At 72.3% G+C, this 12,948-nt stretch carries 10 protein-coding genes; 1 reads left to right on the top strand and 9 read right to left on the bottom strand.

What is annotated here, in order from left to right; translation table 11 throughout:
* Nucleotides 1-144 precede the first annotated feature (144 nt).
* The 9 genes from ACZ4Z2_RS04275 to ACZ4Z2_RS04235 all read right to left on the bottom strand — a co-directional run bounded on the left by ACZ4Z2_RS04275 (nucleotide 145) and on the right by ACZ4Z2_RS04235 (nucleotide 12,274).
* The gene (locus ACZ4Z2_RS04275) at nucleotides 145-1,179 is read right to left on the bottom strand and encodes a transglycosylase family protein (RefSeq protein WP_468072167.1); all 1,035 of its coding nucleotides are present in this window, start codon (nucleotides 1,177-1,179) and stop codon (nucleotides 145-147) included.
* 183 nt (nucleotides 1,180-1,362) lie between these two features.
* Nucleotides 1,363-2,610, bottom strand: a complete 1,248-nt coding sequence (locus ACZ4Z2_RS04270; RefSeq protein WP_468072343.1) for a cytochrome P450 family protein — start codon at nucleotides 2,608-2,610, stop codon at nucleotides 1,363-1,365.
* Nucleotides 2,611-2,714: 104 nt separating this feature from the next.
* The gene (locus ACZ4Z2_RS04265) at nucleotides 2,715-4,823 is read right to left on the bottom strand and encodes a tetratricopeptide repeat protein (RefSeq protein WP_468072166.1); all 2,109 of its coding nucleotides are present in this window, start codon (nucleotides 4,821-4,823) and stop codon (nucleotides 2,715-2,717) included.
* A gap of 42 nt (nucleotides 4,824-4,865) precedes the next feature.
* Nucleotides 4,866-5,870, bottom strand: coding sequence for a nucleoside triphosphate pyrophosphohydrolase (locus ACZ4Z2_RS04260; RefSeq protein WP_468072164.1), 1,005 nt, complete (start codon nucleotides 5,868-5,870; stop codon nucleotides 4,866-4,868).
* Between the two features lie 142 nt (nucleotides 5,871-6,012).
* On the bottom strand, nucleotides 6,013-6,681 hold the full coding sequence (locus ACZ4Z2_RS04255; protein ID WP_468072162.1) for a SurA N-terminal domain-containing protein: 669 nt from the start codon (nucleotides 6,679-6,681) through the stop codon (nucleotides 6,013-6,015).
* A 203-nt stretch (nucleotides 6,682-6,884) separates the two neighbouring features.
* Entirely contained in the window at nucleotides 6,885-7,751 is an 867-nt protein-coding gene (locus ACZ4Z2_RS04250; protein ID WP_468072160.1) for a glycoside hydrolase domain-containing protein, read from the bottom strand.
* A gap of 133 nt (nucleotides 7,752-7,884) precedes the next feature.
* Nucleotides 7,885-9,378 (bottom strand): protein kinase domain-containing protein, encoded by a 1,494-nt coding sequence (locus ACZ4Z2_RS04245; protein WP_468072341.1) that lies wholly within the window; start codon nucleotides 9,376-9,378, stop codon nucleotides 7,885-7,887.
* A gap of 38 nt (nucleotides 9,379-9,416) precedes the next feature.
* Nucleotides 9,417-10,028, bottom strand: a complete 612-nt coding sequence (locus ACZ4Z2_RS04240) for a hypothetical protein (protein WP_468072158.1) — start codon at nucleotides 10,026-10,028, stop codon at nucleotides 9,417-9,419.
* Between the two features lie 218 nt (nucleotides 10,029-10,246).
* The gene (locus tag ACZ4Z2_RS04235; RefSeq protein WP_468072156.1) at nucleotides 10,247-12,274 is read right to left on the bottom strand and encodes an N-6 DNA methylase; all 2,028 of its coding nucleotides are present in this window, start codon (nucleotides 12,272-12,274) and stop codon (nucleotides 10,247-10,249) included.
* Nucleotides 12,275-12,485: 211 nt separating this feature from the next.
* On the opposite strand from ACZ4Z2_RS04235, the gene ACZ4Z2_RS04230 reads away from it, so the two are divergent.
* Nucleotides 12,486-12,869, top strand: a complete 384-nt coding sequence (locus ACZ4Z2_RS04230) for a hypothetical protein (RefSeq protein ID WP_468072154.1) — start codon at nucleotides 12,486-12,488, stop codon at nucleotides 12,867-12,869.
* Nucleotides 12,870-12,948: the final 79 nt, after the last annotated feature.

Raw genomic sequence — 12,948 nt, 5'->3', positions numbered from 1 at the left:
CGACCGCAAGGGCCCGCTGTGGCGAGCGGTCACGACCGTAAACACGTGATTCGCCGAATTTCAAAGACGATCAGGGGGTCTGTGATTCATCTCCCACCGAGATCAAAACGGACATCAAGGGGCGAACCATGACCCGAACTGCCGCTACTTTTCGCCCGTTTCGGCACCGACTTCCAGGGTCTGACCGGGAAGGATGAGGTCCGGGTCGGTTCCGACCGTGCCCTCGTTCTCGGCGTACAGCTCCCGCCACCCGCCGCCCACCTCAAGGGAGTCGGCGATGGCGGTCAGGCTGTCCCCGGGGCGGACGGTGTACGAGCCGTCGACGGCCTCACGGGAGGCGTCGCCGCCGCGGGAGGCATGACGGCCGGCGGAGGTCTCGCCGCGGGAGTCGGCGGCGTCGGCGTGGACGCCTTCCTCGGCGCTCGCGCCACGGTGGCGACCGGTGCCGCCATCGACATCGCCGCTGGTGGAAGACGTGTCGCTCCGCGCGGAGTTGTCCGAGTCGCCGCTCTTGGCGTCATCCGGGGCCGAGCTGCCGGATTCCTGCGAGCCGTCGGCGGTGTCGGCCTCGGCGGAGTCCTCGGAGGCGCCAGCGACATCGGAGGACGAATCAGACGATTCCGATGAACCCGACCCATCAGGCGATCCGGAGGAATCCGAGGAGTCCGATGAAACGGATGAACCGGATGAATCAGAGGAGTCAGTGGACTTGGTGGAGTTACCGGATGAACTGGATGAACCGGACGAATCACCCGAGCTGGAGGAATCTCCCGCCACGCCTGTGTCCACGTCGGCCGAGGCGGAGTCACCGTCGAGGTTGTGGAGGAGTCCGCAGGTGGACCAGGCGCCGACACCCTGATCGGCGAGGATTCTCTCGGCGACCGCGATTTGCTGCGAACGGCTGGCCTGGTCGGGGCTGGTCGCGTAGTCGAGGCCGCCGTGGCGCTCCCAGTTCGCCTGGGAGATCTGGAGGCCGCCGTAGCGCCCGTTCCCGGTGTCCGCGCTCCAGGAGCCGCCGCTCTCGCACTCCGCCACCTGATCCCAGGTGGTTCCGCTGGCCGCGCTCGCGCCGGTGGCGCCGAGGAGCGGGATGGCGATGGCGGAGCCGGTCACTCCGGCCGCGACGAGGAGTGCCGGAGCCTGACGGGGGCGACGGTGACGACCGTTCCCGGAGAGCATGCGGTTGCCTTTCACGCGACAGCAGAGAGCTGTGCGAGGGATGTGACCATCCTTCGCACTGACGTGTGAACGTATCCGTAGACGATCAGTTGTCACAAGTTAATGCAGCGGAGATCACGTGAAGATCACGAACTTGAGGGTGTGTCACTTTCCGCCGCTGTTCCTGATAGGGGTACGGCCCGTTCACCAGCCCTGACGCGGTGTGAACTCGACGGGAAGCGTGCGCAGTCCGCGCATGATGAGACCGCCCCGCCAGCGCAGGTCGGCGGGGTCGGCCGCGAGCCGCAGGTCGGGCAGGCGGGTGAGGAGCATCGCCAGCGCGGTCTGCCCCTCCAGGCGGGCGAGGGGGGCGCCCAGGCAGTAGTGGATGCCGTGGCCGTAGCCGAGGTGCTGGTTGTCGCGGCGGGAGAGGTCGAGGGTGTCGGGGTCGGCGAAGCGGGCCGGGTCGCGGTCCGCCGCCGCGAGGACGACCAGCACCGGGTCGCCGGCGGCGATGTCCTGCCCGCCGATGCTCAGCGGCCGCGTGGCGAACCGCCAGGTGGCGAGCTCCACGGGACCGTCGTAGCGGAGGAGTTCCTCGACGCCGGTCTCCAGCAGGGCCGTCTCGCCCGCGCCGAGGGAGGTCTGGAGGCGGGCGCGCTGCTCGGGGTGGGTGAGCAGGGCGTAGGTGCCGTTGCCGATGAGGTTGACGGTGGTCTCGAAACCGGCGAAGAGAAGGATGAAGGCCATGGCGGCCGCCTCGTTCTCGGTGAGGTGCTCACCGTGGTCCGAGGCCCGGATGAGACCGGAGATGAGGTCCTCGCCAGGGGTGGGTTCGGCGGGCAGCGCCGCACGCTTGCGGTGGATGAGGTCCGCGAGATAGCCGCGCATCTTCTTCACCGACCTGGCGACGCCGCCGCGCGGCCCTCCGCCGTGCCGGATCATCATCCCCGCCCAGTCCCGGAAGTCGTCCTGGTCCTCGCGGGGGACGCCGAGCAGGTCACAGATCGCGTAGATCGGGAGCGGGAAGGCGAACTCGTGGATGAGGTCGGCCTCGCCCTTCTGCGCGAACCGGTCGATGAGGTCGTCCGTCAGCTCCCGCACCCTGGGGGCGAACTCGGCGACCCTGCGCGGCGTGAACGCCTTGGAGACCAGGCGGCGCAGCCGGGTGTGGTCCGGCGGGTCGATGTTCAGCAGGTGCGTCATCAACTCGGCCTTGCGCTCACCGGGGATACCGGTCTTGCCCTTGGCGTGCGCGGGCTCGTCGTGGTGCGCCGGGTTCTTGGACAGACGCTGGTCGGCGAGGGCCTGCTTGGCGTCGGCGTACCGGGTGACCAGCCATGCCTCCACGCCGCTGGGCAGCTTCGTGCGGTGCACGGGCGCGTGCTCGCGGAGCCAGGCGTAGGCAGGGTAGGGGTCGGTGGCGAACTCCCAGGTGAACAGGGCGGGCACCGGGGCGGCCTGAGAGGGAGACTCCGGCTGCGGCTGGGAGTGCGGCTGCGGCTGCGGCTGCGGCTGCGGCTGCGGCTGGGAGTGTGGCGGGTGGGGCTGGTTGGTCACTCGTCGACGGTATCGGGCCGGTCGGGCTGGGGGGTGGGAGCCTCCGCGAGCCGTTTCCTCGCGTAGTAGTGGCCTTGTCGGGCGGCCTTACCCAGCCATGCCTCGGCTTCGTCCTTCCTGCCCTGCCGGTCGAGCAGCAGCGCCAGCTGGTACGTGGCCTCCGAATGCCCTTCGAGAGCAACCTGCCGCATGAGTGCCTCAGCCTCGTCGACAGCGCCCTTCTCCGCCAGATAGGACCCGAGACTCGCGAACGCCCCCTGATGCCCGTTCTCCACAGCACGGCGGAAAAGCCGTTCAACCTCTCTGTCGTGGCCTCCTCGCTCGTCCAGCAGACACGCGAGGTCGTGCATGGCGTCGGTATCCCCTTGAGCAACGCCACGGCGGTACCAGGCTTCCGCCTCCTCCTTGTCATCCCAGTCGTGGAACAGACCTCCCAGGTCGGCGGCGACGTCGGTGTGACCGGCCTCGACGGCGCGAGTCAGCCAGTGAAGGGCCTGGTGAGGGTCTCCCCCACGGAGAAGCGTGCCCAGCTCGTGCGCCGCCGCCCCGTCGCCCGCCTCGGCCGCCGTCCGCAGCAGCGCCTCCGCGCGCTCGCGGTGCAACCGCCCCGCCTCCCGCGCCGCGTCGACGCTTCCGCCCTGCGCGGCGATCTCCAGGTACCGGATCGCGGCCACCTCGTCACCGGCCTCCACCAGATGCGCCGCCCACTCCTCGGCGGCCCCACGGTGGCCGGCCTCCGCGGCCCGGCGGATCAGGTCCGCGCGTTCGTCCCCGCCCACACGCTCGGCCAGGGCGACCAGCAGGTCGGGCTCGCCCGCCTCGATCCTCGGGCGCAGCGCCGCGCGGGCCGCGTCCAGCACGGCCTCGCGGTCGATCCCCGCGCCCCCCTCCGCCGCGTCCAGCAGCAGCCACCACACCGCGTCCGGCACCGGCTCCAGGTCCTCGGCGCGCAGATCCTCCGCGCGCAGGGCCTCCGCCCCCGCGACGAGCGCCCCGTACGCCCGCCAGGTGCGGTGCTCCTCGCCCGCCACGAGCAGGCCCGAGACCCCGAACATACGGGTCGTGGCCCAGGTGAGGGCATCCTCGAACGACTCGCGCTCCTCCGTGCCGTACTGCTCCTGCACCTGTCTGAGCAGCTCCGTCGGTACGGCGCCCTGCACTCCGCACCGCGCCAGGTCGACGGCGGCCCGGACCAGCAGCTGGCCGCGCGGGTGCTCCACCTTCGTCCCCGGCCGCCGCCACTCGTCGTACAGGGTGTGCCCGATCGCGAAGTAGGACGCGGCGCCCTCCTTGCCGCTCCACATGTACGCCGGGTACGCGCGCGGGTCGTCGAGGTCCTTGAGGCGGTTCAGCTCGTCCTCGCTCCATTCCCGCGGCACTTCGACCGTGCGGGCCTTGGTCAGGGCGAGGCCGATGGGGTCGCTCATCATCCGGCGCCGGTAGTACTCCTCGGAACGCATCGTGCCGAGCAGAACCACGCCCAGGCCGACGAGCCGCCCCAGCAGCCTCCGGTCCAGCCCGTCCTCGCCGAGGTGGTCGGTCAACTCGTCCAGCCAGATGACGTACTTGCCGGGCGCGCCCTTCAGCGCGGCGAGCACCGCCCGCAGGTCCTCCCCGGGGTCCGGGGCGTACAGCCGGTACCCCTCCAGCGATCGCACCCCGTGCCACGCGGTGTACGACTTGCCCACGTAGCGCTCGCCGAGGACCAGCACCAGCCCGCTGTGGGCGAGTTTGGCGCGCAGGTCCGCGTCGCAGTCGCGCGGCACGTACGGCGGCACGTCGGGCTGGCCCGGTATGTGCCGGGTCGGGCCGACACCGAACTCCAGGGGCTCCACCTCGCCGACCGGCCGCCAGGCGGCCGGGTCGAGCACCCGGCCGTAGCGGTCGTGCTCGGCGGCGCCGGCGCGGTCCTCGGGGAACCCGGCGGGGCGCTCGTCGGTCGAGGGCCCGGGCGAGAGGTGGCCGATGTGGCCGGCCTGGATGAACAAGCCGTTGCTGACGCTGCCGGTGAAGGCGTTGCCGATGCTGCCCCCGGCGGCGATGGAGCCGCTGCCGGCCTTCACCCACCGCTTGCCCCCGGTCTCCTCGTCCGACTCCCGACCCACTCAAGCCCCCACGCGTCGCGACCACCCGTGAGAACAACGGTACTAAGCGTTCAGCCCTTCAGCGGCCCGCACGGCGTCGCGGTACGAGCGGGCGGCCGCCCGGAGCGCCGCTTCGGGGTCGACGCCGGCGGCCTCGGCCCGTACGGCCATCGCCAGCAGCTCGTACCCGATGCCGTCGCCCGCGGGGAGGGGGACGTCCAGCTCCGCCGTGCGGACCCGGGACGCGAGCTTCGCGGCGAGGGCCAGGCCGGGCTGGCCGAGGGGTATGCCGTCGGTGACCGACTCACGCTGCTTCTCGACGGCCTTGGTGCGCAGCCAGTGCTCCTTGACCTCCTCCGGTGTGGTGGCGGTCGCGTCGCCGAAGACATGGGGGTGGCGGTGGATGAGCTTGGTGACGATGGTGGCGGCGACATCGTCGATGGAGAACGGCGCCTCGGGGTCCTCCTCGGCGATACGGGAGTGGAAGACGACCTGGAGGAGGACGTCGCCCAGTTCCTCGCGGAGTTCGTCCCGGTCGCCCTCCTCGATCGCCTCCACCAGTTCGTACGCCTCCTCGATGCCGTACTTGGCGAGGCCCTTGTGCGTCTGGCGGGAGGACCAGGGGCACTCGGCGCGGATGCGGTCCATGACCTGGATCAGGTCGAGGAGACGGGCACCGGGGAGGTCGTAGGAGGCGGGGAGCAGCTCCAGGGCCGGCATCCGCAGGCGCCCGGAACCGGCGAGGCGGGCCAGGCCGTCGGTGAGGCGGGGTTCGCCCTCGGCGGTCGCCACCACGACCACGGTCCGGTCGCCGGCGCAGGCGTCGACCAGGTCCTCGGCGCTGGGGGCGGCCTGCTCGACGGTGATGCCGGCCTCGCGCAGATACGGCAGCTGCGGGTGGGCCTCGTCCGCGCAGAGGACGCGGTCGGCGTCGCGCAGGGCCTGCCAGGCGGGCCAGGAGAGCAGGCCGGGTGCGACGCGGTGGCTGGTGGTGAGCAGGACGACCCGGCCGGGGCCGGAGGCGGGGGCCGCGGTGTCGGGGGCGTCATGGGGGCGGTGTGCGTTCACCCCACGAACGTAACCCACGTCACCGACGACCCCCGAAGTTATCCACAGGCCCGCTGTCAGGCCCGGTGTCCACAGCCCCGCTGTCCACAGGCCCGGTGCCCACAGGCCCGCTGTCCAGCGGCTCGGGTCTTCGCCGGGTGGCTCAGGTCGGCTGCTGCTGGGTCGCCTTCGTCACCTCACGGACCCAGGGCGTCTTGGAGTCCGCCATGCCGAGGCGGCCGTCCTGGGCGACGCCCCAGGAGCCGTAGCGCGGGTTGAGGTCGACGCCGAGTTTCTCGGACGCGTCGGCCATGGCCTTCCAGAAGACGGTGCCGCCCTCGGGGCTGTTCATGTCGGCGCCGAGCGCGGTGGCGAGCTTCTGGACCTCCACGTCGCTGCGGAGGCTCTCCTCCAGGTGCTCGGGGGCGACGTTGTACTGCTGGAGCCAGGCCGCCTCCAGCGCCCGGGAACCGCCCGCCTCGTGCTCCAGCTCCGCCCGGTACTTCTGGACCTCCTTGCGGGAGACGGTCACACCGGCGTCGTCGAGCGCCTGGTCGAGGACCTTCTCCAGGACCATGCCGTTGAGCGTGTTGCGGGTGAGGGTGCCGGTCTGGGCGACGAGGCGCTGGTACTGGGCGTCGTCCCCGCTGGCGGCGCGCTGGGCGGTGCGCACGTCGTTCACCCGGTTCTCCAGTTGCGCGACCGTGATCCGCTCGCCGCCCACGACGGCCGCCGCGCCGGGATGCGCGTCGCTCCCGCAGGCGGTCAGAAGGGGAGCCGCGGCGGCGATCGCGGCGGAGAGGACGAGCGCGGTGCGACGGCGGCGGTGCAAGTTGGCCTCCCGAGGAGATTGTGCGACGGTGCACAAGGTCTTGCGGTGATCGATGGTAGGCAGTGGCCCTGCTCTCGGCCAGCCATTCGACCAACGATTCACACCGACTTCCGGCACCGCCGCACCGCGAGGCCGCCCCCGTCGGCCCGCGCCCGTCTCCCCGTGGCCTCCGCGGGACCACACCCGCCGTCCGGCTGTGCGGCTTATCCGACGATCGCCACCGGTGCGTCCCAGGCGTCACGGTCCACGGTGATCGTGTAGCCGCCGCGGCTCTCCTTGCTGTTGACCATGTACTGGTGCGCGCGGTGGTGGCCGGTGTACAGCGTCGGGGCGTACGGCCAGTCGCTGGTCGTGGTGTTGACCTTGTCCCACTTCGCGTACCAGAGGTTGCCCGGCAGATTCGTGCGGTCGGTGGCGGTGGCGACCGCCTTGGCGCTGGAGCTGCTGAAGCCGTAGAACCCGGAGCGGTACTGCTTGGCGCCGAGCGCCTTGTGCCAGGCCCGGACGTAGGTGAGGACGGCGTCGTTGCACGCCGTGTTCGTGATGTCGTACGCCTCCATGTCGAGGTAGAGCGCGCTGCCGGGCTTCATGCCGAGGGCGGCGGCCCTGGCGACGGCGTCGGCTCCGTCGGCGGCGCCCTGGGAGGCGGCGGTCGACGCGGTGATCACCTCGGGGCTGGAGCCGGTCTGGCAGGGCGGCTGGGCGCCCACGTAGAGCGGGACGAGTTTCCAGCCGAGGGTGTTGACCGACTTCACCCAGGAGGCGGTGAGGTTGGGCTGGGCGCAGCCGCGGTTCTTACCGCCGATGTAGACGGCCGCCGCGCCGTAGAAGCCGGTGTGCCACGCCTTCATCGCGGACAGCGACGGTGCCGTGCAGGTGTCGAAGGCGCGGCCCGTGTAGACCTTGGCGGCCGGCCAGGCGGTGGTCGTGGCGAGGGAGTTCTGCGCGGCGACTCCGGCGCCGGCGAGCACGGCTGCCCCGGCCGCGGCCCAGGCGGTGTACCGGCGTCTCCGGGACTGCCGGTGACTCGGCTTGCCGGACCGTCTGCGGCTGGTCGTCTCGTCGGACATGAGTGGCCCCACCTCTTGATCGCTCTGTGTGTGCACAGCTAAGCGGCGGCGGCTCCTGATTCGGGAAACACCGTCTCTGCGATGCGGCAAACTTCGGCCAAGGCGGCGCAAAACATACGCCCGGCGTCGGGTGTCAGCCGCGTACCTGCCCCAGCCACTGCAAGGTGCGCCGGATCTCCCCCGCCATCGGATGGCCGGGTCCGCGCAGCCGCTCCACGTCCAGCAGGAGGCGGCCCAGGGTCTCGTGGGCGGCGCCCCGGTCGCCGAGGGCGAGGAGCAGGTGGCCTATGCGGCGCCGGACGTCGAGGGCCAGCTCGGGGTCGCCGCCCACGTACTGGTTCTCGAAGTACGGCAGCAGCGAGCGGTACTCCGCGAGGGCCGCCGCGGGTTCGCCGAGCTGTTCGAGGCACTGGGCGCAGTCGTAGCGGAAGCGCAGGGACTGCGGGTCGGCCTGGCCCGCCTCGGCGGCGCGCTCGTCGGCGAGGCGGCGCAGCTCGGGCAGGGCGCGGCGGTACTGGCCGTCGTCCATCAGCGTGGCCGCGTACTGCTTGCGCAGGGTGCGCACCACGGGTGAGTGCTCGCCGTGCTGGGCGGCGGCGGCCGGGAGGATCGCCCCGAGGATGTCGACGGCCTGGGTGATACGGCCCTCGCCGAGGAGCCGCTTGACCTCGTCGACCGCGCCCGCGACATCGGGCTTGTCGACCGGAGGGGCCTCCGCCGGGGCCGCGGAGGGCTGCGGCGCCGGGATGCGGGCACGGTCCGGCCAGGGGGCGTGCGGGCGCAGGAAGGGGCGGGTGGGGTCGAGCGGGGAGCCCGTGGGCATGCCGCGCGCCGGGAGCAGCGGCAGGAGCTGCTCGTAGGTCTCCTGCGCGGAGGAGGGGCGGTGCTGGGGGTCCTTGGAGAGCAGGCGCAGCACCAGCGTCTCCAGGGCCTCGGGGACCTCGGGGCGGACCCGGCGGACGGGGACGGGCGGCTCGTACAGATGGCGGTGCAGGACGCCGAGGGCCGTGGAGCCGGTGAACGGGACGTTCCCGCTGAGGAGTTCGTGCATCAGCACGCCGAGGGCGTACAGGTCGGTGTACGGGCCGACCGCGCCGCCCATGGCCTGCTCGGGGGCCATGTAGGCGGGGCTGCCGATGGGTGAGCCGGTGTGGGTGAGGCGGGTGGTGTCGGTGTCCATCACGGAGGCGACGCCGAGGTCCAGGACGGTGACCGTGCCGTCCTGCTTGACCATCACGTTCCGCGGCTTGAGGTCGCGGTGGATGATCGGCACCGCGTGCACGGCGGACAGCACCGCGCACAGCTGGGCGGCGACCGCGACCGTCCACTGCCACGGGTAGGGGTCGTGCTCGGCGAGGTGGTCGGAGAGGTCCGCGCCGTCGACGTACTGCATGACGAGGAACAGCTCCTCGCCCTCGCTGCCCGCGTCGTGCACGGTGACCAGGCCGGGGTGGTCGACCTGGGCCGTGACCCGGCACTCGCGCACGAAGCGGCGGCGCAGTTCGTCGGCCTCCTGGCCGGCGACCTTGTCCGGGCGCAGCAGCTTGACCGCCACCCGCCGGTCGAGGCGCTGGTCGTACGCCGTCCACACCTGGCCCATGCCGCCCTGCCCGATGAGCGTGGACAGTTCGTAGCGGCCGGTGATCAGGCGGCCGGTCCCCTGGGTCACCGGTCTCCTTCGTTCCTGCGGAGATAGTCACTGAGCTCGTCCAGCTCGGCGCGCACCTGGTCGATGCGGGCGGGGCCGGGACGCTGCGGGTCCGGGGCGGGCTGCGGCTGGACGGGGGGCCCCGGGATCGGCGTCTGCTGCGCCCGCACGGGCGGCTGCGGTGCCGTGGTGTAGGGCTGCGGGGCCTGGACCGGCGGGTAGCTGTAGCCCGTCTGCTGGGAGTAGACGGTGCTCTGGGCGAACGGCGACGGCGGGGCCGGGCGGGCGGGGCTGAAGTGGCGTATGTCCGCGTACAGGTAGTACGCGACGGTGACCGCGAGGCCGATGAGCAGCATCGACATGCCGACGTCGCCGCGCCAGGTGGTGAACTCCTCCTCACCCGGGTCGCTGCCCAGGATGTAGAGCGTCGTCACGATGTGCACGACCGCCAGGGCGAACAGGAACCAGTCGAGCGGTTTGCGGGTGACGGAGGCCAGTCGCAGCAGGCTGGCCCAGCCGAGGAGGCCGCAGCTCATGACGGTGACCACCACGAAGATCACACGCAGCGTGACCGGCGCCCCCTGCGAGGGGCCGGGGGGCTGTTGCGGCGCGTAGCCGTGGCCGTGCATGGCTGCTCCTGAGGGCCTGGTGGAAGTGGACTGCGATGTCGGTTCCGAGCGTATCGGTCGACCACGACAAGCGGTCCAGGGTTGTGGACAACCGTTGCGGTCCTGGTCACGCCGTCCCGGTGCGGAGCGGTTCCGTCCGGTGGACCCGTGTCGGCCGTCCCGGCGGATCCACACGACTGTTCGGCGGAACCCCCTGATCGTACGGGCAGTTCGTCGTTTCAGTCCGGGGAGACCGTGCCGTCCGTCAGTCCGTCGTACATACCGCGCACGAGTCGTGCGCCCAGTCGGCCCGCCTCGCGGAGTGTGTCCTCGAAGGCGGCCAGCGCCCGGAACCGCTCGCCGTAGCGGCGCTGCTGGTCCAGGGGCAGCCGGGGCAGCTGGAGGCGGCGCACGTCGAGGCGGCTGGCGGTGGAGGCGTAACTGCTGGCCTGGCGGCTGTTGGCGGTGCCGCGCAGGAACCCGGCGACGAACCACGCGTCGAGTGCCGCCGGGTCGGGGCGCAGCAGGGTGAGGTTGCGGCCGAGGGCGGCCCCGGCGGTGTCCTCGTCGACGACCCGGGCGACCCCGCCGCCGCCGAGGACGGGCACGACGATGTCGCCCCGCTCCAGCAGCACCGGCTCCTCACCGGTCTCGGTGAGGGTCCCCGAGGGCGCCGTGCCCGCCAGGACGTCGTGGTCGGTGAGCACGCGCGTGTGGGGGCCGTTCCCGCCGGTGCGCAGCAACAGGGCTCCGCCGCGCGCGAGTTCCCCGACGGTGGTGAGCGGCCAGCGCGGGAGCTGCGTCGCGTCGGCGAGCGGGGGCGTGAGGTCGGCGGTCAGCCGCAGGGTCTCGCCGAGGCGTTCGCGCACGGCGGCGAGTTCCGCGGCGCCTCCGCCCGCGGCCGGTGGCGGCAGATGCCGGGCGGGCGCCAGGTCCACGTCGTCGTCGAGCAGTTCGATGACCGGCATCGAACGGCTCAGCCCCGGCCGCTCCACCACCTCGCCGCTGCGGTCGAACGGCTTCCACGCCTCCAGCACGGCGGCGCTCACGGCGGTCCAGTCGACCCCGCCGCGCCCCTCGGCGCCGAGTCGCCCGGTGTCCACGAGCAGCAGCTCCGGCGGGGCGGACGTCCGGCCCGGCCGGCGCAGCACCCACAGGTGCAGCGGGATGTTGTACGGGGGTGCCGCGCCGACCGGCAGGGCGATCACCGCGCGCAGGGCGCCGCGGCGCAGCAGGTCGGCGCGGATACGGCGGCCCGAGCGGCGGCTCGCCACGGCCGGCGGCATCAGCAGGACGGCGGTGCCGCCGTCCTCCAGTCGGGCCAGCGCGTGCTGCACCCAGGCGAGTTCGGACTCCGTGCGGGCCGGGAAGCCGTACTCCCAGCGCGGGTCGTAGGCGAGTTCGTCGTGACCCCAGTTGCGCTCGTTGAACGGCGGGTGGCACAGCACCGCCTCCGCCCTGAGGCGCTCGTGGGCGTCCGCGCGGAGGCTGTCCCCGGCGGCCGTGCGGATGACGCTCTTGGTGCGCAGGGCGAGCCGGAGCGCGGTGAGGGCGGCCAGTTCCGGGGCGCTGTCCTGGCCGTGGAGCTCCTGGCCGGGGCGGGGGGCGACGGCTCGCAGGAGGGCACCGGTGCCGCAGGCCGGGTCGAGCACCGAGCGGGCGGGACCGGCGAGTTCGGCCATCAGCTCGGCCAGCTCGCCCGGAGTGAGCGTGTACTGGCGGGGGTTGGCGTCGAGATGGCGGGCCAGCAGGAACTCGAAGGTCTGCCGCGCGCCCAGGTCCGCCGCGAGTTCGGTGGCGCCGCGCAGCAGCGGGATCGAAGGCAGGAGGTCGGTGGCCGCGGGGAGGTGCACGGCGGGCTCGCCGTCCGGGCCGAAGCGCGGGGGGAGGAACTGCGCGAGCTGTTCGGCCAGCCGGCCCGCCAACTCCTCGTCGTCGGAGGTGGCGCTCAACTCCAGCCAGGCCAGGGGACGGTCGTGGAGGTACAGCAGGGCGCAGCCGGCGTGCACCAGGGCCGCGACGGGGCCGTCCGGGTGGCCGGTGACCTGCTGCCAGACCCGCTCCTTGAGCGGGACCTCGGCGAGCTTGCCCTGTCTGCGCAGCCACTCCTCGACGTCGGTCAGCGCGAAGGACGGGCTGGTCTCCGTGCCGCCGACCGGCCTGGGGAAGTCGGCATGCCGACGTCGCCAGTTGCTGACGGCGGCGCGGCCGACGCCGGCGAGCCGCGCGATCTCCGCGGCGGTGACCTCTGTCCCGTTGTCCTGCACGCGCCCGGCTCCCCTCGTACCTGGTGTGTGGCGTTGAGCATACCGACGCACGCAAGATCTACCGCTTCACGCCGTGTACGCACTCGCTATCGTGAACCGTGTTGACTCGGTTCACAAGCTCTGCTGTGATTGACCCATCGAACGACGGGCCGCCCGCCTCGGGTGGTCACACCTCGTCGTGCGGCCGTCCACCAGGAAAGGAGACCCGCCCATGGGCATGAAGACCCAGCTCGCACTGCATGCGACGGTCGGTCTCCTCGTCATCGGTGTGGTCTCCGCGAACGCCGAGACCGGTGACAGCGCCGCCTACGGCACGGGATCCGTCGACCGATTCAAAGCCTTTGTGAACACTCACGGCACCATCGCCGAGAGAGCCGCTGTCTCGCATGTGACCGCGGTGCACAGACCCGCACCGCTCGCGGGCGGGACAGACTCCGCCGATGTCCTCACGGACTTCACCGGCGGCCCACCAGGCGGCGGTACCCGCCCCGCCCGGCTGATCGCCGCCGCCTTCGCCGACTGGAAGCACGACGAGCGGGGCCGCGTCACGGTTTACGACGCGGCGGGCGAGCAACTCGCCACCCGCGCCTACTGACAGACACCTCCTTTCACTGGCGGACGTCACCGCCCACCGCTCCGAGAACACCGCTCAACCGCTCATGTCCACCGCCGCA

The sequence above is a fragment of the Streptomyces sp. NPDC030183 genome (assembly GCF_055573455.1).
This window is presented reverse-complemented; position numbering and strand designations above follow the sequence as displayed.

Excerpts from the sequence above, each read along its gene's own strand:
- ACZ4Z2_RS04275 (WP_468072167.1), bottom strand. The coding sequence starts at position 1,179 with ATGCTCTCCGGGAACGGTCGTCACCGTCGCCCCCGTCAGGCTCCGGCA.
- ACZ4Z2_RS04250 (WP_468072160.1), bottom strand. The coding sequence starts at position 7,751 with ATGTCCGACGAGACGACCAGCCGCAGACGGTCCGGCAAGCCGAGTCAC.
- ACZ4Z2_RS04240 (WP_468072158.1), bottom strand. The coding sequence starts at position 10,028 with ATGCACGGCCACGGCTACGCGCCGCAACAGCCCCCCGGCCCCTCGCAG.
- ACZ4Z2_RS04230 (WP_468072154.1), top strand. The coding sequence starts at position 12,486 with ATGGGCATGAAGACCCAGCTCGCACTGCATGCGACGGTCGGTCTCCTC.